The 22428-nt window shown below is 73.9% G+C and carries 17 protein-coding genes; 2 read left to right on the top strand and 15 right to left on the bottom strand.

The genetic code is table 11. The annotated features are described in order from the left end of the window. Window positions 1–35 precede the first annotated feature (35 nt). Both K7854_RS09850 and K7854_RS09855 read right to left on the bottom strand, forming a co-directional pair. On the bottom strand, window positions 36–1520 hold the full coding sequence (locus K7854_RS09850; protein WP_308112532.1) for an AlkA N-terminal domain-containing protein: 1485 nt from the start codon (window positions 1518–1520) through the stop codon (window positions 36–38). A 106-nt stretch (window positions 1521–1626) separates the two neighbouring features. Beyond that, complete coding sequence (locus K7854_RS09855; RefSeq protein ID WP_226026068.1) at window positions 1627–3540, bottom strand: heavy metal translocating P-type ATPase; 1914 nt, start codon at window positions 3538–3540, stop codon at window positions 1627–1629. Window positions 3541–3624: 84 nt separating this feature from the next. On the opposite strand from K7854_RS09855, the gene K7854_RS09860 reads away from it, so the two are divergent. Continuing rightward, window positions 3625–3987: an ArsR/SmtB family transcription factor gene (locus K7854_RS09860; protein ID WP_226026018.1), complete on the top strand. Its 363-nt coding sequence runs from the start codon at window positions 3625–3627 to the stop codon at window positions 3985–3987. Here the strand turns inward: K7854_RS09860 and K7854_RS09865 are convergent. The 11 genes from K7854_RS09865 to K7854_RS09915 all read right to left on the bottom strand — a co-directional run bounded on the left by K7854_RS09865 (window position 3968) and on the right by K7854_RS09915 (window position 18734). Continuing rightward, complete coding sequence (locus K7854_RS09865; RefSeq protein WP_226026019.1) at window positions 3968–4846, bottom strand: DUF72 domain-containing protein; 879 nt, start codon at window positions 4844–4846, stop codon at window positions 3968–3970. The two genes, K7854_RS09860 and K7854_RS09865, sit on opposite strands and share 20 nt — an antisense overlap. Before the next feature lie 41 nt (window positions 4847–4887). Beyond that, a complete protein-coding gene (locus K7854_RS09870) occupies window positions 4888–8811 on the bottom strand; it encodes a glycoside hydrolase family 2 TIM barrel-domain containing protein (protein WP_226026020.1) in 3924 nt (1307 codons plus the stop codon). A 139-nt stretch (window positions 8812–8950) separates the two neighbouring features. Beyond that, window positions 8951–9655, bottom strand: a complete 705-nt coding sequence (locus K7854_RS09875) for an ABC transporter ATP-binding protein (protein WP_226026021.1) — start codon at window positions 9653–9655, stop codon at window positions 8951–8953. After that, window positions 9648–10652 (bottom strand): ABC transporter ATP-binding protein, encoded by a 1005-nt coding sequence (locus K7854_RS09880; RefSeq protein ID WP_226026022.1) that lies wholly within the window; start codon window positions 10650–10652, stop codon window positions 9648–9650. Before K7854_RS09880 ends, K7854_RS09875 begins: the two co-directional genes overlap by 8 nt. After that, entirely contained in the window at window positions 10649–11536 is an 888-nt protein-coding gene (locus K7854_RS09885) for an ABC transporter permease (protein ID WP_226026023.1), read from the bottom strand. The genes K7854_RS09880 and K7854_RS09885 overlap by 4 nt, the downstream gene beginning before the upstream one ends. A 5-nt stretch (window positions 11537–11541) precedes the next feature. Continuing rightward, window positions 11542–12510: an ABC transporter permease gene (locus tag K7854_RS09890; RefSeq protein WP_226026024.1), complete on the bottom strand. Its 969-nt coding sequence runs from the start codon at window positions 12508–12510 to the stop codon at window positions 11542–11544. Between the two features lie 32 nt (window positions 12511–12542). Further along, window positions 12543–14189, bottom strand: a complete 1647-nt coding sequence (locus K7854_RS09895; RefSeq protein ID WP_226026025.1) for an ABC transporter substrate-binding protein — start codon at window positions 14187–14189, stop codon at window positions 12543–12545. Window positions 14190–14308: 119 nt separating this feature from the next. Beyond that, complete coding sequence (locus K7854_RS09900; RefSeq protein ID WP_226026026.1) at window positions 14309–14989, bottom strand: hypothetical protein; 681 nt, start codon at window positions 14987–14989, stop codon at window positions 14309–14311. Between the two features lie 66 nt (window positions 14990–15055). Next, on the bottom strand, window positions 15056–15565 hold the full coding sequence (locus tag K7854_RS09905; RefSeq protein WP_226026027.1) for an O-acetyl-ADP-ribose deacetylase: 510 nt from the start codon (window positions 15563–15565) through the stop codon (window positions 15056–15058). Next, on the bottom strand, window positions 15562–16971 hold the full coding sequence (locus tag K7854_RS09910; protein WP_226026028.1) for a phytoene desaturase family protein: 1410 nt from the start codon (window positions 16969–16971) through the stop codon (window positions 15562–15564). The genes K7854_RS09905 and K7854_RS09910 overlap by 4 nt, the downstream gene beginning before the upstream one ends. 833 nt (window positions 16972–17804) lie before the next feature. Further along, window positions 17805–18734 carry an AraC family transcriptional regulator gene (locus K7854_RS09915; RefSeq protein WP_226026029.1) on the bottom strand — a complete coding sequence of 310 codons (930 nt, stop codon included), beginning with the start codon at window positions 18732–18734 and terminating at the stop codon, window positions 17805–17807. A gap of 113 nt (window positions 18735–18847) precedes the next feature. Here K7854_RS09915 and K7854_RS09920 point away from each other — a divergent pair, with 113 nt between their 5' ends. Next, complete coding sequence (locus K7854_RS09920) at window positions 18848–19528, top strand: NAD(P)H oxidoreductase (protein ID WP_226026030.1); 681 nt, start codon at window positions 18848–18850, stop codon at window positions 19526–19528. 13 nt (window positions 19529–19541) lie between these two features. Here the strand turns inward: K7854_RS09920 and K7854_RS09925 are convergent, their stop codons facing one another. Both K7854_RS09925 and K7854_RS09930 read right to left on the bottom strand, forming a co-directional pair. Continuing rightward, window positions 19542–20387 carry an inositol monophosphatase family protein gene (locus tag K7854_RS09925; protein WP_226026031.1) on the bottom strand — a complete coding sequence of 282 codons (846 nt, stop codon included), beginning with the start codon at window positions 20385–20387 and terminating at the stop codon, window positions 19542–19544. 95 nt (window positions 20388–20482) lie between these two features. Next, window positions 20483–22345 carry a gamma-glutamyltransferase family protein gene (locus K7854_RS09930; protein WP_226026032.1) on the bottom strand — a complete coding sequence of 621 codons (1863 nt, stop codon included), beginning with the start codon at window positions 22343–22345 and terminating at the stop codon, window positions 20483–20485. Between the last annotated feature and the right edge of the window lie 83 nt (window positions 22346–22428).

Raw genomic sequence — 22428 nt, forward strand, 5'->3', positions numbered from 1 at the left:
CGAACGGGCTGTGCGGGCTGTGCGGGCCCTACCGGCTATACGGGCAGGAAGTTGATCGGGTGGTCGTCGGTCGCCCACAGGTACTGGACGGCGTACGCCCGCCAGGGCCGCCAGGCCGTCGCGCGGGCGGTGAGCGCGGCCGGGGTGGAGGGCAGGCCGAGTTCGGCGGCGGCGCGGCGGATGCCGAGGTCGGTGGGGAGGAAGGCGTCGGGGTCGCCGAGGGCGCGCATGGCGATGACGTCGGCCGTCCAGGGGCCGAAGCCGGGGAGGTCGAGGAGCCGGGCGCGGGTCTCGGCCCAGTCGCTCTCGACGCCCAGGTTGACCGAGCCGTCGGCCAGGTGGGAGACCAGGGTGGTGAAGGTGGTGCGGCGGGTCCTGGGCATCGCCAGGGTCTCCGGGTCCACGGCCGCCAGGGCCCCGGTGGACGGGAAGAGGTGGGTCAGGCCGCCCTCGGGGTCGTCCACCGGGTCGCCGTGCGCGGTGACCAGGCGGGCGGCGTGGGTGCGGGCGGCGGCGGTGGAGACCTGCTGGCCGAGCACGGCCCGGACGGCGAACTCCGCCTCGTCCACGGTGCGGGGCACCCGTCGGCCGGGGGCCTTGTCGACGAGGGGCGCGAGCAGCGGGTCGGCGCGCAGCTGGTCGTCGATCGCCGTCGGGTCGGCGTCCAGGTCGAGCAGGCGCCGGCAGCGGCTGATGGCGACGGTCAGGTCACGCAGGTCGCTGAGGGTGAGGCGGCAGGCGATGTGGTCGGGGTTCGGGGTGAGGGCCACGATCCCGTGACCGTAGGGCAGGCGCAGGGTGCGGCGGTACGCGCCCTCCCGCCACTCCTCCACGCCGGGTACGGCGGTGGCGGCGAGATGGCCGAAGAGGTTGTCGGGGTTGAGCGGGGCGCGGAACGGGAGGCGGAGGGACAGGGCGCCGGGGGCGGTGGGGACCGGGCGGTTCCTGGGGGCGCGGGTGCGCAGTTCGCTCGGCGAGAGGGCGTAGACCTCGCGGACCGTGTCGTTGAAGGTGCGGATGGAGGAGAATCCGGCCGCGAAGGCGATGTCCGCCATGGGCAGCGGGGTGGTCTCGATCAGCAGCCGGGCGGTCTGGGCGCGCTGGGCCCGGGCGAGCGCGAGGGGGCCGGCGCCGAGTTCGGCCAGGAGCTGGCGTTCGACCTGGCGGGTGCTGTAACCGAGGCGGCCGGCGAGGCCGGGTACGCCCTCGCGGTCCACGATGCCGTCGGCGATCAGGCGCATGGCGCGGGCCGTGAGATCGGCGCGCCGGTTCCACTCGGGCGAGCCGGGGCTGGTGTCCGGGCGGCACCGCTTGCACGCCCGGAACCCGGCCTGCTGGCAGGCGGCCGCGCTCGGGTAGAAGGTCATGTTCGCGGGCTTGGGCGGCACCACCGGGCAGCTGGGCCGGCAGTAGATGCGGGTCGTCAGGACGGCCGTGAAGAACCAGCCGTCGAACCGCGCGTCCTTCGACTGCACGGCGCGCACGCAGCGCTCGGTGTCGGTGTGCATTCCCGTCTGCATGCCTCCAGGATGGTCCATCGGCCGGGCCTGGGCTGGCGGGAATCCGACATGGACGTGCCGCGTACTGGGATCCCGCGGATCACGGCGCGTGCGGGCGCCCTGCGGATCACTCCGCCCGCCAGGCCGACTCGCGCAGCAGCCGCAGGCCGTTCAGACCGACCAGCACGGTCGAGCCCTCGTGGCCCGCGACGCCGAGCGGCAGCGGCAGGTGGCCGATCAGGTCCCACAGGACGAGGACGGTGATGAAGACACCGGCGACGACCAGGTTCTGGACGACCAGGCGGCGCGCGCGCCGGGAGAGCCGTACGACGGCGGGTACGGCGGTCAGCTCGTCGCGCACGACGACCGCGTCGGCGGTCTCCAGGGCGAGGTCGGAGCCGGCCCGGCCCATGGCGACCCCGGCGTGCGCGGCGGCCAGCGCGGGGGCGTCGTTGACGCCGTCGCCGACGAAGAGCACCTTGCGACCGGCCCGCTCCCGCTCCCGTACGGCCTCGACCTTGTCCTCGGGCAGCAGCCCGGCCCGGACGTCGGTGATGCCGGTCGCGTCGGCCACGCGGGCGGCGGCCGCCGCGTGGTCGCCGGTGAGCAGGGCGGGGGCGGTGCCGGTGAGGGCGGTGAGCCGGGTGGTGGCCTCGGCGGCGTCGGCGCGCAGGCGGTCGGTGAGGGCGAGGGTGCCCAGGAGGGTGCCGTCGCGGGTGACGCGGACGGTGGTCTCGGCGCCCTCGGGGGTGTCCGCGCGGCCGACGTGCACCGTGCGGCCGTCGATCACGGCCGTCACCCCGCGGCCGGGAGCCGCCGTGAAGTCGTCCGCGGGCGCGGTGCGCAGCCCCCGGGCCCGGGCGGCGGCCACGATCGCACGGGCCAGCGGGTGTTCGCTGGGATGCTCGGCGGCCGCGGCGAGGGCGAGGAGGGCGTCCTCGTCGGCCCCGGCGCCGGCCACGGGGGTCACGGCGGTCACCTCGGGGGTGCCCTCGGTGAGGGTGCCGGTCTTGTCGAGGGCGGCGGTGTCGATCTCGCCGAGGCGTTCCATGGCGACCGCCGACTTGACCAGGACGCCGTGCCGCCCGGCGTTGGCGATGGCCGAGAGCAGCGGCGGCATGGTCGCCAGCACGACCGCGCACGGCGAGGCGACGATCATGAAGGTCATGGCGCGCAGCAGGGCGTCCGTGAGGTCGGCGCCGAAGGCGAGCGGGATGCCGAAGACCGCGAGGGTGGCCGCGACCACGCCGACCGAGTAGCGCTGCTCGATCTTCTCGATGAACAGCTGGGTCGGCGCCTTGGTGCGGGACGCCTCCTCGACCAGGGTGACGATCCGGGCGATGACCGAGTCGGCCGGGTCGCGACCGACGCGGACGCGCAGGGCGCCGGTGCCGTTGAGGGTGCCGGCGAAGACGTCGTCGCCGGGGCGCTTGAGGACGGGCAGGGACTCGCCGGTGATGGTGGCCTGGTCGACCTCCCCGCTGCCCTCGACGACCGCGCCGTCGGCGCCGATCCGCTCCCCCGGCCGGACCAGGACCAGGTCGCCGACGGCGAGGTCGGCGGTCGGGACGGTCTCCTCGGCGCCGTCGCGGACCCGGGTCGCGGTGGTGGGCGCGAGGTCGAGCAGGCCGCGCACGGAGTCGGCGGTGCGGGCGGTGGCCAGGGCCTCCAGGGCGCCGGAGGTGGCGAAGATGACGATCAGCAGGGCGCCGTCGAGCACCTGCCCGATGGCAGCCGCGCCGAGCGCCGCGACGATCATCAGCAGGTCGACGTCCAGGGTCTTCTCGCGCAGCGCCCGCAGCCCTTCGAGGGCGGGCTCCCAGCCGCCGGCCGCGTAGGCGACGGCGTACAGCGGGCCGTACGTCCAGGCGGGGGCGGAGCCGAGGTCGAGCGGCAGGGCGAGGAGGAAGGCGACGAGGGAGACCAGCGCCCAGCGGGCCTCGGGCAGGGCGAGGACGCGGGTGCGGCGGCGGGGCGGCGCGGCGGTGGCGGGCGCGGCCTGCGGAGCGGGAGCGACGGTGGTGGACACGCGCCACACCATACAGGAACACATGAAGACTCATTCATTCGTTCATCTGTTCATGTGCCTCCTGGGAGTCCTCCGGGGGGTGCGTAAGATGACCGCATGGGTCACGGAGCCGCCGACACCGCGCAGGACGCCGCCGAGCGGGTGCGCCTGGACGCGGACAACGTCGCGAAGGTGGCCACGACCCTCCAGGCCCTGTCCACCCCGTCCCGGCTGCTGATCCTGGCCCGGCTGCGCGAGGGCCCGCTGCCCGCCACCGAGCTGGCGACCGAGGTCGGCATGGAGCAGTCGGCCTGCTCGCACCAGCTGCGGCTGCTGCGCAACCTCGGTCTGGTGGTCGGCGAGCGCCGGGGCCGTTCGGTGGTGTACGCCCTGCACGACGACCATGTCGCCGAGCTGCTCGACCAGGCCGTCTTCCACGTGGAGCACCTGCGGCTGGGGATCAGCGACACGGCTGAGTGAGCAGCCGCCGCATGGTCTCGGCCGCGCGTACGGCGGCGTCCGCACAGCAGTTGTTGAACAGTACGTGCAGCTCGTCCGCCTGCCGGGCGGCGCGCCGCAACCGGGGCACCCAGGCGGCGAGTTCGGTCACGTCGTAGTCGTACCGGAAGCGGTCCTCCTTGCCGCCCCTCCCCCAGGCCGCGCTGCGGCCGTGGAACCGTACGACGGCGAGGGCGGGCCGGGTGACCGGCGCGATGGGCGGCAGGGAACCGGGCAGCCGCTGGGCCATGTCGGTGCCGACGGCCGACACGCCCAGAGCGGACAGCAGCGCGTGGGTGGACTCCGCACGCTCCGGTTCCCACCACCCCGGATGGCGGAACTCCACGGCGACCGGCCACCCCTCGGTACGCAGGGCGCACGCTTCGAGCGTCGCGTCGGCCGGGTCGCCCGGCGCGAACCACGGCGGGAACTGGAACAGCACGGTGCCGAGCCGCCCGGCCTTGCGCAGCGGCTCGACCGCCTCGGCGAAGCGCCCCCACACCTCGTCCAGCAGGCCCTCGCTCGCCCGCCCGCGCCTGAGCGGGCCGGTATCGGTTCCGCGCAGGTCCGCGGGGAGGGCCTCCGCGCGCGTGGGGTGGCCGGTCAGCAGGGAGAACGCCTTGACGTCGAAGCGGAAGCCGTCCGGTGTGCGCTCCACCCACAGCTCGCTGTTGCGCCGGCTCGGCAACGCGTAGTACCCGGCGTCCGCTTCGACGACGGGCAGCCGCGAGGCGTAGTGCCGCAGCCGCCCCTCCGCGTCCCGGCGCCCGCGCGGGTACCAGCCGCTCGCCAGGAGCTGCCGGTCCGTCCACGAACAGGCGCCGACCAGAACCTCACCCATGGGAGCCCGGAGTACCCCGGGCTCCCCCGTTCATCCCCCGGCTACTCCGTAGCCGTCGGCCGTCGTGAGGCGCGCATCGCGTCCCGCACGTCGGTGAGCGGGCGCAGCCGGTAGGTGTAGGCGTAGTCGCGGTCGGCGAAGAGCTTGTACTCGTCGTGGGTGTGCGCGCCCCAGCTGTTGTCGCCGCCGACGCCCATCTGCCGGTGGTTGAGGCGCAGGACGACCTCGTCCCTCGGGGTGAGCTGGTAGTCGTGCCGCACGCCGGTCGACAGGTCCTCGGGGGTGAAGAAGGAGGCGTTGGCCTCCAGCAGGGGTTCGCCGGAGGCGAGCAGACCCATGCCGTGGCGGTCGGTGAGGGCGATCCAGCGGACGTCGGTCTTGTTGCCGTTCTCCTGCGGGCGGATGTACGGCGTCCACTGCTCGGCGACGGTCCCGGAGTAGAGGCCGACGTCCGTGCCGTCGTTGCGGTCCCAGTGGTTCTCCTCGGGGCCGCGGCCGTACCAGTGCACGCGGTCCAGCCGGCGCGGCAGGAACAGCATCGTGCCGACCTCGGGGATGTAGGGCAGGTTCGCGGCGCCCGGGTGCAGGGTGTTGTCGACCTTGACCTCGCCGTTGCCGAACACCGTGTAGGTGGTGCTGTAGGCGGACTCCACCGAGGTGGGCAAGGTGCCGGTGACCTTGATCTCGACGGCCCGGTCGCCGAGCGCGCGCACGGCGACGCCGGTGACCTTCCGGCGGGCGCCCGCGTCGCGCCAGGTCTGGTTGCGGGTGTGCTGGCCGTTGCCCTTGTCGTTGTCGGTGGGCGCGCGCCAGAAGTTGGGCACCGGCCCGGAGGTGAGCAGCCGGGTGCCCTTCGCCTCGTAGGAGGTGATGGTGCCGGTGCGCTTGTCGACGGTGACCGAGAAGTCCTTGCCGGTGATCCTGACGTCCCGGTCGCGGTCCGCTTGGCGCAGGGCCGGGACGCTCGCCAGGCGTACCGGGACAGGGGCGGGGGCGCCGGCCTCGACGGGGAGCTGCTGCCGGGCCACCTCGAAGCCGGCCTTCGCCCAGGGGGTGGGCTCCTTGGTGGTGAAGGAGAGGTGGAGGAAGTACTCGGTGCCCGGGGCGGGACGGTCCGGCAGGCGTACGGGGACGGTGATGTCCTTGCTGGAGCGCGGTGCCACGTCCAGCTGGTCCCGGGTCAGCTTCCCGCTCCGTACCACCTCGCCGTCGGCGACGAGTTCCCAGCGGCCGTCGAACTCGTGCAGGCGGGTGAAGAGGTACTCGTTGGTGAGGGTGACGGCGCCGGGGCCGCCGCCGGGGGTGCGGGCGGCGTTGATCGCCTGGTAGATGCGCTTGACCTCGGCGGCCTTGCCGGTGTGGCCGCGGTCGGCGGTGACGATGCCGTCCGCGACGAAGGCGCCGTCGTTGGGGTTGTCGCCCCAGTCGCCGCCGTAGGCGAGGAACGTCTTGTCCCCGGGGCGCTTCTGCTCGCTCTTCACGGTGGCGGCGTCGAACCAGAACCGCACGCCGTCGTCGCCGGGGCCGCGGCCCTCGGAGGCAAGTTCGGCGGCGCCCAGGGCGCGGGCGTAGACGCGGGCGCGGCGGATGGTGCCGCTGAACTCCCGTACCTGGTTGTCGGCGTCGGAGGCGAGCGCGAGCGGCGCGGTGTTGCTGCTGGGGCGCCGGTCGGTGGTGCGGGTGGCCCGTTCGACGCCGTCGACGTAGAGGGTCAGGGTCCCGGCGTCCGCGTCGAAGACGCCCGCGAGGTGGTGCTCGCGGCCGGTCCAGTCGTCCGGCACGGTCCAGTTGGCGGTGATCCACTGGCCTTCGGAGTGGATGAAGAACTCAAGGGTCCGGCCGTTCTGCTTCAGCGCGTACTGGGTGTCGCCCTTGGCGATGATCGGCTGGTGGTAGCCCGTCACGTGCGGGGTGACCCAGGCCTCCAGGGTCAGTGAACCGGTGAGGTCGAGGCGGTCGTCACGCTCGAAGACGGTGATGCCGGACAGGCCCTTGTCGCGGTCGAGGGTGCCGCGGGTGGCGAGGATCTCGCCGCGCAGCCCGGCCGGCCCGGCCTCGGTGAGCAGGGTGCGGGCGGGGACGGGCGTGTAGAGGGACTGGTCGACGAAGTCCCAGATCCAGCCGCCCTGGAGGACGTCGTAGCGGCGGACTAGGTCCCAGTACTTCTTGAAGTTGCCGGTGGAGTTCCCCATCGAGTGGGCGTACTCGATCATCACGTACGGCCGGGTGTCGGCGGTGTCCTTCGCGCGCTGCTCGACGCGCTGCGGGGTGTCGTACATCTCCGAGCGGATGTCGCTGACGCCGGGTCGGTCGTCGCCCTCGTACTGGATGACGCGGGTGGCGTCGTAGGAGCGGATCCAGTCGTGCATGGCGGTGAAGGTGGAGCCGCCGCCCGCCTCGTTGCCCAGTGACCAGATGACGACCGAGGCGTGGTTCTTGTCCCGGTGCACCATGTTCTGCGCGCGGGCCACGCAGGCGGCGGTCCAGTCGGGATGGTCGCCGGGGTACTCGTCGCGGATGCCGTGGGTCTCCAGGTTGGTCTCGTCGACGAGGTAGAGGCCGTACTCGTCCGCCAGTTCCAGCCAGTACGGGTTGTTGGGGTAGTGCGAGGTGCGGACGCTGTTCATGTTCATCCGCTTGATGATCCTGATGTCCTCGACCATGTCCTCGCGGGTGAGCGCGGTGCCGCGGGAGGGGTGCATCTCGTGGCGGTTGGTGCCGCGGAGGGACACCGGCTCGCCGTTGATCCGCATCAGGCCGTCCTTGAGCGCGAACTCACGGAAGCCGACCCGGTGGGACAGGGTCTCGGTCACCTTGCCCGCGGGATCCCGCAGGCGCAGGACGGCCGTGTAGAGGTTCGGGTGTTCGGCCGACCAGAGCCGGGGCTTCGGCACGGCCTTCGCGGCCCGTACGGTGACGTCCTCACCGGCGCGGGCGGTGCCCACGTCGACGGGCTGCTCCAGCGGCCGGGACCAGACGGCGTGGCCGCGCGCGTCGTAGAGCTGGGTCTCGACGGTGTAGCGCCCGGTGCCGCCCTCGCCGTAGGCGCGCACGCTCGCGGTGACGGCCAGCTCGGCGCCGGTGTAGGTGGCGTCGAGCGGGGTGTCCAGCTTGAAGTCGCGCAGGTGCACGGCCGGGGTGGAGTAGAGGTGGACCGAGCGGAAGATGCCGCTCACCCGGATCATGTCCTGGTCTTCCATCCAGTCGCCGTCGGAGTAGCGGTAGACCTCGACGGCGATCTGGTTGGTGCCCGGCTTGAGGTGGTCGGTGATGTCGTACTCGGAGGGCGTGTAGGAGTCCTCGTCGTAGCCGACCGGTTCGCCGTTGATCCACACGTAGTGCGCCGACTTGACGCCCTCGAAGTGCAGGAAGGTGCGGCGGCCCTGCCAGTCGCGCGGGACCGTGAAGGTGCGCCGGTACTGGCCGACCGGGTTGTAGCGGGTCGGCGCGGCGGGCGGCTGGGGCTCCTCGCCGAGGCCGTTGGGACCCCAGTACGGGTAGGTGATGTTCAGGTAGATGGGGAAGTCGTGGCCGTGCAGCTGCCACACGGAGGGCACCGGGATGGTCCCCCAGTCGCCGTCGTCCACGTCGGTGCGGTGGAAGTCGGCGTCCCGGTCCTCGGGGCGGTCGGCGTAGGCGAACTTCCAGGTGCCGTCCAGGCTCAGCCGGTAGGGCGAGCGGGACCGGTCGCCGGCGAGGGCCTGCTTGACGTCCGCGTAGGGCGTGAGCGTGGCGTGCGGCGGTTCGGTGCCGAGCCGGAAGACTCCGAAGTCGTTCCACTCCGGGGTCCCGTCGGCGGCCGCCCGGTGTCCGGCGGCCCGCGCGGTGACGGGCGAGGCGGACAGGGCGAAGGCGCCGAAGACGGCGGCGCCGCCCTCCAGGAGACGGCGGCGGCTGACCACCGGGCGGGGGCGGCCGGCCGGACCGGCCGGGGGCTGGGCGGGTGACACGGGCGAGTGCGGCATGACCGTGGCCTTCCGTGGGCTTCGGGGGCGGCTCAACGCACGGTGCTGTGAGGGCAGTTGCCGTGGGGGTGGATCACAACTGCCGGTGACGCGGCGACTACTGAGTCACGGGTCACCCTAGAACCCGAACACAACCGAATCAATTACCCCGTCGGACTTTGTTCGTTCCTGGTGGAGGGGTCGGTGCCGGGGTCGTCAGGGTCGCCCAGTCGACGGTGCGCTCGCACCAGCGGTCCAGCAGGACACGGTCGTGGCCGACGGCGAGCAGCCCCGCTCCGGTCTCGGCCCGGTAGTCCTCCACGACCCGGACCAGGGCGGCCGTGGTCGAGGCGTCGAGCATCGCCGTCATCTCGTCGCACACCAGCCAGCGCGGGCGCAGCACCAGGGCGCGGGCGAGGCAGGCGCGCTGCAACTGGCCGTCGCTGACCTCGTGCGGGCGCCTGCTCAGCAGGTCGGCGGTCAGTCCCACGGTGGCGGCCAGCTCGGCGACCCGGTCAGCGGCGCCTTCCCTGCGGCCGGTGGCGCGCAGCGGTTCGGCGATCACGTCGGCGAGCGCCAGCCGGGGGTCCGCGGAGAGGCGGGCCTGCTGGAAGACGACGCCGAAGGCGGTGCGCTGTTCCCGCGGGGCGCGGTGCCGCCAGTGCCGTACGGGGGTGCCGTCCAGGAGGAGTGTCCCGGCGTCGGGCCGGTGCAGCAGGGCCGCGACGCGGGCGAGGGTGGACTTGCCGCAGCCGCTGGGACCGAGCAGGCCCACGGCCTCCCCCGGCGCGACGGACAGGGAGACGTCCCGGAACACGGGCGTGTTGCCGCCGTATCCGGCGGTGACGGTGCGCAGTTCAAGCACGGTCGGCGGCCTTCGTGAGTACGGCGTGCGGGTGGTGGCAGGCCACCTGGCCGCGCAGCGGGGGCAGGGCGGCACAGGCGTCGGTGGCCCGGTCGCAGCGGGCGGCGAACGCACAGCCGTCGGGGAGGGCGCCGAGTTCGGGCGGCAGCCCGGGGATGGGGGCGAAGGCACGGTCGGGCAGCGCGTCGAGCAGGCCGCGGCTGTAGGGGTGGCGCGGGCCGGGGGTGCCGAAGAACGCGGTGGCGTCGGCGAGTTCGACGAGGCGCCCGGCGTACATCACGGCGACGCGGTCGGCGATGCGCTCGGCGGCGGCCAGGTCGTGGGTGATCATCAGCAGGGCGCGGCCGTCGCCGGGCCGGGCGCCCCCGCCGTCGGCGTTGTCGACATGTCTCCGCAGTTCGTCGACGGTGTGGTCCACCAGGTCCCGGTCGAGCCCGGTGGTCGGTTCGTCGGCCAGCAGCAGCGGGGCGTCGCCGACCAGGGCGAGGGCGGTGGCGGCACGCTGGGCGAGGCCGCCGGAGAGTTCGTGCGGGTGGCGGTCGAGGTGGTCCACCGGGAAGGCGGCGCGCTCGGCGGCGGCCTCGGCGGCCTCGCGCAGCGCCGTACGGCCGCCGCGGACGCCGGTGAGTTCGGCGACCGTCTCCTCCAGTTGCGAGCGGATGGTGCGGACCGGGGTGAGGTGGGCCGCCGGGCTCTGCGGCACGAGGCCGATCAGGCGGCCCCGCACCGTGCGCGCGAAGGTCCGCTCGTCGGCGGCGAGCAGGTCCAGGTCGCCCAGGAGCGCGCGGCCCGCGGTCTGCGCGTTGCCGGGCAGCAGCCCGAGCAGGGCGGAGGCGAGGACGGACTTGCCGCAGCCGCTCTCGCCGATCAGGGCCAGGCACTCGCCGGCCGCCACGTCGAAGTGGGCGTCGGTGACGGCGGCGACCCGGCGCCCGCCCGGCATCAGGAAGCGCACCGACAGACCGCGTACCGACAGCACGGGGGCTCGCTCGGTCACAGCATCAGCTCCGATCGGCGGCGGGGGTTGATCCGCTCCCGCCAGGCGCCCGCGAGTCCGGCGACGGCGAGGGTGGGCACGATGATGAACAGGCCGGGGAAGAGCGTGGGCCACCACTGCCCGGCCAGCAGCGAACCCCGGGCCTCCTGGATCAGGTTGCCCAGGCTCGCGGTGTGGGTGGGCAGCCCGAGGCCGAGGAACGACAGGGCCGACTCGTGCCACATGGCGTGCGGCACCATCAGTACGGCGGCCAGCGCGGCCTGCGGCAGCACGCCCGGCAGCAGGTGCCGCACGGTCACCCGCCACCGGGACGCGCCGCCGGAGACGGCCGCGTCGATGTGCGGACGGGCGCGCAGCGACAGCACCTCGGCGCGGACGATGCGCGCGGTGGACAGCCAGTGGGTGAGCGCGACGGAGGCGACCACCGGCCACACGCCCGGCCGGAACATCGCGACGATGAAGATGCCCAGCAGCAGGTGGGGCACGGAGGAGATGGTGTCGACGACCCGCATCACGCCCCGGTCGACCCAGCCGCCGAGCGCCCCGGCGGCGGCGCCCACGGCGGTGCCGACGACCGTCGCGGTCAGCGCGGCCGCCACCCCGACGAGCAGCGAGACGCGCAGGCCGTACACGCAGCGCAGCAGCAGGTCGCGGCCGACGTCGTCGGTGCCGAACGGGTGGGCGGGGCTCGGCGGCTCCAGTTTGGCGGCCAGGTCGACGGCCTGCTGGTCGAGCTGCACCAGCGGTGGCACCAGCAGCACGGCGAGCACGGTGGCGGCCAGCAGCACGGCGGAGGTGCGCAGCCGCAGGGTGCGGGTGGAGCGGCGGTCGCCGCCGCGGGAGCGCCAGACCGTCCCTGTCTTGTCGGTGGCGACGTCAGCCATGGACATCACATCTCACTGAGCTTCACCCTCGGGTCGAAGAGTCCGTAGAGCAGGTCGGCCAGCAGGTTGCCGGCCAGTACGGCGGCGGTCGCGAGGACGGTCAGGGCGGCGAGCAGCGGGAAGTCGACGGCGGTGGCGGCCTCGACGGTGGCGGCGGCGATGCCCGGCCAGCTGAAGACGCTCTCCACCAGCAGGGCACCGGTGATGAGTTCGGGAACGCGGGAACCGATCAGGGTGAGCACGGGCAGCAGCCCCGCCCGCAGGGCGTGTCCGACCAGCACCGTCCGCTCCGCCAGTCCCCGGGCCCGGGCTCCGCGCACCGGGTCCTCGGCGAGGGCGTCGGCGACGCCCTGGCGCACGTAGAGGGTGAACCAGGGCAGTTGGGAGACGGCGAGCACCCCGGCGGGCAGCACGATGTGGGACGCGACCTGCCCCGGGGTGACCTGTTCGCTGGCGGTGTCGGTCAGACCGCCGGCCGGCAGCACGTCCCACTGGAGGGCGAACAGCCACACGGCGAGCAGAGCGATCCAGAAGACCGGCGCCGCCTCCAGGGTGTACGCCAGGGAGGTGACCGCCCGGTCGAGCATCGAGCCGGGCCGGCGGGCGGCCAGCACGCCGAGGAGCGTGCCGAGGGTCACGGCGACGGCGAAGGCGACGGCGCACAGCAGCGCGGACCACACCAGCCGTTCCCCGATCACCTGCGTCACCGGCTGCCGCAGCACGCTGGAGTGGCCGAGGTCGCCGGTGAGCGCGGAGGTCAGCCAGTGCCACCAGCGCACCACGAAGGGCTCGTCCACCCCGAGGTTCTCGCGCAGCCGGTCCAGGGTCTCCTGGTCGGCGCCGAGTGCGGCGGTGCCGGCGTACGCCTTGACCGGGTCGAAGGGCGAGGCGGCGGCGATCGCGAACACGCCGAAGGTGACGACGAGGACGACGGGGACGGCGAACAGCGCGCGCCGTCCCGCCAGCCGTGCCATCGCGCCCCACGGCAGCCGTCGGGCCGATCGGATCACTTCTTCGGCCGCCAGTCCTGGATGTTCCACCAGGGCCCGCTGGCGAAGCCGTGCTCATGCGGCTCCAGTTGGGTGGTCAGCCCTTCCCAGCGGTCGGCGAGGACGTATAGGTGGTCGATGTGGGTGAGGAAGGTGTACCCGGGGTCCGCCACCAGGGCCTGCTGGATCTTCTGGTAGGCGGCGGCGCGCGCCTTCGGGTCCCGGCTGCGGCGCCCGGCGTCGAGCGCCTCGTCCACGGCCGGGTTGTCGTAGTGGGCCATGTTGTTGAAGCCGTCGCCGGCGAGTGAGGAGTGCAGCAGGGTGTAGAGACCGAAGTCGGGGTCGCCGACGCTGCCGAAGCCCGCGAGGACCGCGTCGGACTTCATCCGCGGCTCGATGACCTCCCAGGTGGCGCCCTCCACCTTGACCTCGATGCCGGCCTTCTTGGCGTCGGAGGCGTAGGCGAGCGCGTGGTCCTGGCGGACCTTGTCGCCGGAGGGGTAGCAGAGGGTGAAGGAGGCGCGCCGGCCGTCCTTGGCACGGACGCCGCCGGCGCCGGTCTTCCAGCCGGCCTCGTCCAGGATGCGCTTGGCCCCGGCGAGGTCGTACGGGCGCTCGATGCCGCGTTCGTACCAGGAGTCGTCCACGGGCAGCGGGCCGTACGCGGGCCGGCCCGCGCCGTCGAGGATCTTGTCGACCATGGCCTGCCGGTCCACGGCGGCGTCCAGGGCCCGGCGGATCGCCCGGTCCCCGGTGACCTTGCCGGAGGTGGGCAGGGTGACGGCCCGGAAGTCGTAGGACCTGGCCCGGTAGCTCCGCCTGCCGTCGTCCTTCTCGAAGGTGGCGGCGAGGTTGGGCGGCAGGACGGCGCCGTCGAGGTCGCCGGAGCGCAGCCGGGTGGCGCGGACGTTGTCGTCGGCGATGATCGCCATGGTGAAGGACTTCACCGCGGGCTTGCCGCCCCAGTAGTGGGGGTTGGCCTTGAAGGTGAGCTTCTCGCCCTTGCTCCAGTTGGTGAGCACGTACGGCCCGGTGCCGACCGGCTCGGTGTTGAAGTCGCCGGTGTTCGGGTCCTGCTTGCCCGCGACGTGCTCGGGGACCACGGGCAGGACGGTGCGGGCGGCGAAGGGCGCGTAGGGGTACTTGAGGGTGAAGACCACGGTGTCGTCGCCGCTCGCGCGGACGCTGTCGACGGCGTCGAGTTCGCTGCGGGCCGTGTTGTTGGTCTTCTCGTCGAGGACGGTGCGGTACGTGTACACCACGTCCTGGGCCGTGAGCGGTTCGCCGTCGCTGAACTTCACGCCGTCGCGCAGGGTGTAGGTGTACGTCCGGCCGCCGTCGGTGATCTTGGGCAGCGCGGTGGCGAGCGCGGGCTTCAGCTTCAGGTCGGTGTCGCGGGCGAGCAGCCCGTCGAAGATCTTGGAGTTTCCGTCCTTGCCGTAGCCGAGCAGCGGGCTGAGGGTGTCCGGCTCCGAGGCGACCCCGATCACGACGGACTCGGCCGCCTCGGCGTCGCCGTCCTTTCCTCCGTCCGAGGGCGCGGAACAGGCGGTCGCACCGGCGGCGAAGGCCACCGCGGCGGCGGCACTCCGGAGCGGGAGCCCCCTGCGTATCGGAAGCCTCCGATCGGTCCGACGGGTCCAACGGGTCCGACGGGCTGTCATGTCTCCCCCACGCTTGTTGTCGATGCGTGGCTATTGCACATCACTCGCAATAAAGCGTCAAGCCCAGGTGGGAGAGCATGCCGACGCGGCGTCACACGGACCCGCGGCCCGAGCGGGCTTCACGCTTGGCCGAGGCCCGTCCGGTGGCAACGGGCGGCGAGCAGGGCCGTGCAGGGCTGGCACATCTCCCAGTCGTCCTCGGCGGGACCGGCCGGGGGCAGCGAACCGCCGTCGACGACCCCCGCGGCGAGGAATTCCGCCATGCGCGAGCGGGACACGGTGTAGGAGGGGGCCTGGGAATGTACGTTCCTCCGGCACAGGTCGCAGGTGCCGACGACGGCATGCGGCACGACGTTGGCCGGCCAGCGCCCGAAGACGCGTTCCCAGGCCGCGGCGGCGAACAGCACACAGCCGGACGGGTCCACCTCGCCGTTCCCGGCGGGCGTGGAGCCGTGAACCGCGTGGTCCCGGGCCGTGTCGCGGTCGAAGACGAAGTACTCGCCGCAGTTCTCGCAGATGCTCCACGGATTGCGCTGGCTCGCGGTGAGGCGCAGGTTCTCGCTGAAGTACCACTGTCGTTCCTGCTCGCCGAGCACGTCGATCATGCCCTTGGTCAGGGAGTACGCCGATTCCCAGTAGGCCTGGGACAGGACGATCTCGCGCGTCGGGAGGTAGTAGGCGCGCGTGCGCTTCAGCGGGTCGTTGCAGCAGTCGCAGAGCCCGCCGGCACCGGCACCGCCGGGCTTGCGACGCAGCAGTCTGTCCTTGATCCACCCCACGGTGCCACCCCTCTCGGTCACCGCGAAGCTACCCCCGGTGCGGATTGTTCAGCGTGAGTCAGCGGCCTGCTGAACAATGCCGGGCGGTCAGCCCGCCCGCGCCGCGAACGCCTCGTACGCCCGGGCGTCGAAGAGGACGAACCGGACCTCGGTGACCGACGTCGGTGTGGCCCGTACCGTCTCGACGGCGATGCGGGCGGCGTCGTCCATCGGCCAGCGGTAGACACCGGTGGAGATGGCGGGGAAGGCGACCGTGCTGGCGCCCAACTCGTCCGCCACGCGCAGGGATTCGCGGTAGCAGGAGGCGAGGAGGCCGGAGCGGTCCTCGGTGCTGCTGTGCACGGGGCCGACCGTGTGGATCACCCAGCGCGCGTCCAGGTCGCCCGCGGTGGTGGCGACCGCGCGGCCGGTGGGCAGGCCCTTGCCGAGGTGACCCGCGCGCAGTCTGCGGCACTCCGCCAGGATCGCGGGGCCGCCGCGCCGGTGGATGGCGCCGTCGACGCCGCCTCCGCCGAGCAGGGAGGAGTTGGCGGCGTTGACGATCGCGTCGGCGCTCTCGCGGGTGATGTCGCCCTGGACCAGGGTGATGCCGGTCATGTCTGCCTCAGTCTCCGCCAGACGGCCTTCGCCGCGTTGTGTCCCGACATGCCGTGGACGCCGGGGCCGGGCGGGGTGGCCGACGAGCAGATGAACACCGCCGGGTGCGGGGTCGAGTACGGGAACAGGGAGAGTTTGGGGCGCAGCAGGAGTTGCAGGCCGGAGACGGCGCCGGAGGCGATGTCGCCGCCGACGTAGTTGGCGTTGCGGGCGGCGAGTTCGGGCGGGCCGGCGGTGGCGCGGGCCAGCACGCGGTCGCGGAAACCCGGGGCGAAGCGCTCCAGTTGGCGTTCGACGGCGTCGGTGAGGTCGCCGGTCCAGCCGTTGGGAACGTGCCCGTACGCCCAGAAGACGTGCTTGCCGGCCGGGGCGCGACCGGGGTCGGCGACGCTGGGCTGCACGGTGATGAGGAACGGCCGCTCGGGCGCGCGGTCCGTGCCGGAGGCGGCGTCCAGGGCGGCGCCGATCTCCGCGCTGTCGGCGCCGATCTGCACGGTGCCCGCGTCGCGGGGTGCCTCGGCCGTCCACGGGACGGGGCCGTCCAGCGCGTAGTCGATCTTGAACACGCCGGGGCCGTACCGGTAGTTGGCGTAGTGGTTGCCGAGCCCCGCGATGCGGGCCAGCGCCGTGGGCGAGGTGTCGAAGACGTAGGCCCGGGCGGGCGGCAGGTCGTCCAGGCGCTTGACCTCGTAGTCGGTGTGGACGGTGCCGCCGAGGTCCTTCAGGTACGCGGCCAGGGCGTCGGAGATGGACTGGGAGCCGCCGCGGGCCACGGGCCAGCCGCGGGCGTGCGCGGCCAGCGCGAAGACCAGGCCTATGGCGCCGGTCGCGAAGCCGCCGAGCGGGGCCATGACGTGCGCGACGAGCCCGGCGAAGAGGGTCTTGGCCTTCTCGTCGCGGAAGCGGCGCATCAGCCACGTCGACGGGGGCAGCCCGACCAGTCCGAAACGGGCGAGGGTGACCGGGTCGCGGGGCAGCGCGGTGAGCGGCAGGGACATGAAGTCCCGGGCCAGGGTGTCCCACTTGGGCAGGAATCGCTCGACCAGCCTGCGGTACGCACCGGCGTCACGGGCTCCGAAGGAGGCGGCCGTCTCACCGACCGAGCGGGACAGCACGGCGGCCGAGCCGTCGGGGAAGGGGTGCGCCATGGGCAGCCGGGGATGCAGCCACTCCAGGCCGTACCGCTCCAGGGGGAGGTGGCGGAAGGCCGGGGAGTTGATGCCGAGCGGGTGCGCGGCCGAGCACGGGTCGTGCCGGAAGCCGGGCAGGGTCAGCTCCTCCGTGCGCGCGCCGCCGCCCACGGTGTCCCGCGCCTCGAACACGGCGACCGAGAAGCCGCGGCGGGCCAGCTCCACGGCCGCGGTCAGTCCGTTCGGCCCCGCACCCACTACGACCGCATCGAGCATCGACGGCACCTTCGGACCCCTTCGTCTGCCGATGGCCACAGGGGATCAGGATATGCCCGGGGTCCGACAGCGCGCGGCCGCGGGTGGACGGCACCGGTCGCCGCACCGCACGCGGCGCGGCGACGCGGGCAGACAGCCGCCCGTCGGCCCGCGACGCAGGCCCCCGCTCCCCCGGCGCGGGGAGCGACCCGGCCCCCTGCGCGGGACGGCACCCGGCCTCGGCCCACGGCGCACGGAGACCCCGGGCCCTCGCCCCGGGGAAACCCCCGGCCCCCGACCCTTGACGCAGCACCCAACCCCGGGCGCGGGGGCACCCCGGCCCCCGACACGGAACAGCACCCGAGCTCGGCCCACGGCACAGGGAGTCCCCCGGCCCTCGCCTCGGGGGAAACCCCCGGCCGGAGGCCTGGCGAGGCACCCCGGCCCCCGGCGCGGGACGGCACCCGGTTCTCGCCCCCGGCGCGGGGCCCCGGTCCTCAGCTCGGAGGCGGCACCCCGCCCCCCGGCACAGGACGGCACCCGGCCTCGGCCCACGGCACAGGGAGTCCCCCGGCCCTCGCCCCGGGGAAACACCCGGTCCCCGACCCTTGACGCAACACCCAACCCCCGGCGCGGGGGCACCCGACCCCCGACACGGAACAGCACCCGATCTCGGCCCACGGCACAGGGAGTCCCCCGGCCCTCGCCTCGGGGGAAACCCCCGGCCTGAGGCCTGGCGAGGCACCCCGGCCCCCTGCGCGGGACGGCACCCGGTTCTCGCCCCCGGCGCGAGGCGGTCCCGCGGCCTCCGGTGCGGGACGGCACCCGCCCCCCGGCGCGGGGTACCGGCAGGTTCAGGCGGCCGTCGTGGTGCGGTACGTGCTGGGGCTGAGGCCCCTGTGGCGTTTGAACGCGGCGCTGAAGCCGAACGCGTCGGCATAGCCGACGGACCTGGCGATCTGCGCGATGCTGAGGTCGGTGTCGGTCAGCAGCGCCTCGGCGTCGGCCATCCGGCATTCGGTGAGGTAGGCGAGGGGCGGGCGGCCCATCAGCTCGGTGAAGCGTTTGGCGAACAGCGCCCGCGAGACGCCCGCCTGACCGGCCAGCGACGCCACCGTCCAGGACTGGGCGGGCCGGCTGTGGAAGGCGTGCAGCGCGGGCCCGAGGACCGGGTCGGCCAGTCCGCGGTACCAGCTGGGCGCGTCGGCGCCCGCCCGCTCGAACCAGGTGCGCAGCGTGCACACCAGGGCCCAGTCCAGGAGCCGGTCCATGAGCGCCTGGGAACCCGCCGTGAGCCGGGCGGCGTCGGCGGCGGCCGTCTCCAGCCAGGCGCAGACCTCGGCGTCCTCGCTGACGACCAGGAGGTGCGGCAGGGCGCGCAGGAGGCGCTCGGGGCGGTGGCCCGAGGCGCGGTAGGCGCCCACGATCAGCGCGGTCGCCCCGTCCGGATCGCTGCCCCAGCGGATGCCGCCGAGGTCCTCGGCGGTGCACTCGGCATCCGGGAAGCACGCGATCTCGTACTCGGCGTGCGGGCGGTCGACGGTGCCGGGCCGGTCCACCAGGAGGAACGGCTCGGGGCCGCGCACGACGGCCGTGTCGCCCGCGCCGACCGTCCGGCGGGTGCCGTCGGGCAGCAGCAGGGTGCCGCCGCCGCGCAGCACACTGACCATGGTGAGGGGCGCCCCGTCGGAGAAGCGGACCGACCAGGGAGCCGTGAGCACGGCATGACTGACGACCGAGCCCTCGGCCCGGATGCCGCTCAGCAGGCAACTCAGGGGATCCACGCCGCCATCGTAGACGATCACGCATGTTTCCCAGAGTTTCTCCCATGGATCATCCACTCGGGCATGGCTGTACTGGACTCGTCGCAACGGACCGAGACCAGCCGGGAGACCCCGTGACGCAGCACAGCAGCAAGGCCAGGACCGCCCTCGTCGTCGTCGCGCACCACCGCGCCGACTCCCTCACCGCGCACACCGCCCGCCGCACCGCCGACCGGCTGCGGGCCGCCGGATACCGCGTCGACCTGCTCGACCTGCACGCCGAGGGCTTCGACCCGCGGATGAACACGGCGGATCAGCCGGACTGGGGCAACAGGGAGAAGGCGTACTCGGACGAGGTGCACGCCCATATGGGGCGCGTCCTGGACGCCGATGTGGTGGTCGCCGTCTTCCCGGTGTACTGGCAGAGTGTGCCCGCCCTCCTCAAGGGCTGGATCGACCGGGTGTGGAACTACGGCTTCGCCTACGGCCGCAGCAAGCCGCGCCTCGCGGGCAAGCGCATGCTGTGGCTGGGCCTGGCCGGTGCCACCGCCGACGACGCCGTCACCGAGGGGATGCACTCCCTGCTGGAGGCCAACCTCAGCGAGGGCATCGCCTACTACTGCGGCTTCGCGCACTCGACCGTCGGCCTGCTCACCGACGCCGAGGACCGCCCGCAACGCGTCGACGCCGCGGGCAACCTGCTGGTCGGGGACGCGGTCACGGGCGCCGAGCGGGAGGCGCAGTACGCGGACTTCGACCGCCGGGCGCGGGAGTTCGTGGAGAAGTTCCTGGCCGACGAGGGGGTGGCTGCCTGACGGCGCCGGGGCATCAGGCCTCGCCCGCCAGCAGGGCCACCACCCGGCGGGCCGTGGCCGCGTCGCGGGCGGCGGTGAACGGCAGTTCATTGCCCCCCGTGATGCGGAAGGGCTCGCCCGTGCGGGTCAGGTGGGTGCCGCCCGCCTCCTCGACCAGCAGGAGACCGGCCGCGTGGTCCCACGCCGCCTCCCAGGAGAAGGCGGTGGCGTCGGACTCGCCCCGGGCCACGGCCAGGTACTCCAGGCCGGCCGAGCCGCAGGGGCGCGGGGCCACGCCCGCGGTGCGCAGGGCGAGCAGGTCGCGCTTCTGCTCGTCCGTCGTGTAGTCCGGGTGGGACGTGGCCACCCGCAGCTCGCGGCCGGGCTCGGGCGGCCCCGCGTACAGCCGCTCGCCGTCCAGGAAGGCGCCCCGGCCCCGTACCGCCGTGGCGAGCCGGTCGTCGGCGGGGGCGTAGGTCCAGGAGGCGTGCACGACGCCGTGGTGGGCCAGCGCGACCAGCGTGCAGAAGCCCTCCTCGCCGCGCACGAACTGCCGGGTCCCGTCGACCGGGTCGACGATCCACACCGGCGCCTGGCCGCGTATCGCCCCGTAGGACGCGGGGTTCGCGTGGACCGCCTCCTCGCCGACCACCACGGAGCCCGGCAGCAGGCCGGCCAGGGCGTCGGTGAGATACAGCTCGGCCTTGCGGTCGGCGTCGGTCACCAGGTCGTGCGGGCCGGCCTTCTGGTCGACCTCGTGTGCCGCGAGCCGGCGCCAGCGCGGCATGATCTCCTGCGCGGCCGCCTTGCGGACCGCCTCCGTCACGTCTTCGGTGTGCCGGGCGAGAAACTCGTCGATGGTTTCGTTGTTCTCGATCATGACTCCATGAGACCACGCGCCACTGACAACCCCCACCCGGGCGGTGTACTCCGGGTGGAAACGGTACGAACATCAGGTGCACCGGCGCGCGCCGGTCAGCGGCCGACCGCGTACCCCTGCATGCCGCGCGGGTTCGCCGCCGCCGACAGCACGCCCGTCTCCGGGTCCCGCGCGACGGCGCACAGCCGGCCCTCCGACCACGCCTCGCCCACCGTCACGTCGTGCCCGCGCCGCCGCAGTTCCTCGACCACCGCCGCCGGCATCCGGGACTCCACGGTGACGGAGCCCGCCCGCATGCCGCGCGGGAAGAAGGACCCGGGGAAGCTGTCGGTGTGCCAGTTCGGGGCGTCGATCGCGCCCTGGAGGTCGAGGCCCCCGCGCACCCGTTCCCGCAGCGCGACGGCGAGGAAGAAGTGCGTCTGCCACTGGTCCTGCTGGTCGCCGCCGGGGGTGCCGAAGGCCATCACCGGCACCCCGTCGCGCAGGGCGATGGACGGCGTGAGCGTGGTGCGCGGGCGGCGGCCCGGTGTGAGCGAGTTGGGCAGGCCCTCCTCCAGCCAGGTCATCTGGAGCCGGGTGCCGAGCGGGAAGCCCAGTTCGGGCACGACGGGGTTGGACTGGAGCCAGCCGCCGCTGGGCGTGGCCGAGACCATGTTTCCCCAGCGGTCCACGATGTCGAGGTGGCAGGTGTCGCCGCGGGTGCCCCCGTCGGCGGCGACGTCCGGCTCCCCCGGCACCGGGGAGGCCGGGCTCTTGGCGACCGTCGGCTCGCCGACCCCGAGGGCGTCCAGGCCCTCCCCCTCCACGGCCGCGACGAGCGCGTGCGCGCTGAGCCGCGGGACGCGCCCGCCCGGGGCGCCGGGGCGCAGTTCGAAGGACGCCTTGTCGCCGACCAGTTGCCGCCGGGCCGCGTTGTACTCGGGCGACAGCAGGTCGTCGAGCGGCACTTGGTCCGCGCCGTCCGCATCGCCGTACCAGGCCTCCCGGTCGGCCATGGCCAGCTTGCAGCCCTCGACCAGCAGGTGGACGTAGTCGGCGGAGCCGAGGGCGGGCAGCTCGGGCGGGAGCAGCGCCAACTGCTGGAGCAGGACGGGGCCCTGACTCCAGGGTCCGGCCTTGCACAGGGTCCAGCCGTTCCAGTCGTACGTCGCCGGGGCCTCGTAGTGGGCGGACCAGCCGGCGAGGTCGGCGGCGGTCAGGGTGCCGGTGTGGCGTTCGCCGCTGGTGTCCAGGGTGGGCCGCCCGGCCTGCCGGACGAGGGCCTCGGCGATGAAACCGGAGCGCCAGATCTCCCGCGCCGCGTCGATCTCCGCCTCGCGGCTCCCCTCCTGGCCCGGGTTCGGGCCCACCGCGCCGGACGCCTCGGCCAGCAGCCGCTTCCAGGTGGCGGCGAGCGCCGGGTTGCGCAGCAACTCGCCGGGGCGGGGCGGGCGCCCGCCCGGCAGGTAGACCTCGGCGGAGGAGGTCCACTCGGTCTCGAACAGCTCCCGGACGGTCTCGACGGTCTCCGCGACCCGCTCCACCGGGGCGTGCCCGTGCTCGGCGTAGCCGACGGCGTACTTCAGCACGTCGGCCAGTGACCTGGTGCCGTGGTCGCGCAGCAGGAGCAGCCAGGCGTCGAAGGCCCCGGGCACGGCCGCGGCGAGCGGTCCGGTGCCGGGCACCAGGTCGAGCCCGAGCCCCTTGTAGTGCGCGACCGTGGCCCCGGCCGGTGCCACGCCCTGTCCGCACAGCACCCGCACCTCACCGCCCGCCGGCGCGAGCAGGATCGGCACCTCCCCGGCGGGCCCGTTGAGGTGCGGCTCGACGACGTGCAGCACGAAGGCCCCGGCCACGGCGGCGTCGTAGGCGTTGCCCCCCTCCTCCAGCACCGCCATGGCCGACTGCGAGGCCAGCCAGTGGGTGGAGGACACCATGCCGAAGGTGCCCTGGAGGGTGGGGCGAGTCGTGAACCGCATGTGCGACCTCGGTGTTCGGGTACTCCGGCCGCGGTCCATCCAACATCACAGACGGCCGCGGGGGAATGCCCCGTTCCAGGGCG

The sequence above is a fragment of the Streptomyces hyderabadensis genome, assembly GCF_020404845.1.
GTDB classification, from domain to species: domain Bacteria; phylum Actinomycetota; class Actinomycetes; order Streptomycetales; family Streptomycetaceae; genus Streptomyces; species Streptomyces hyderabadensis.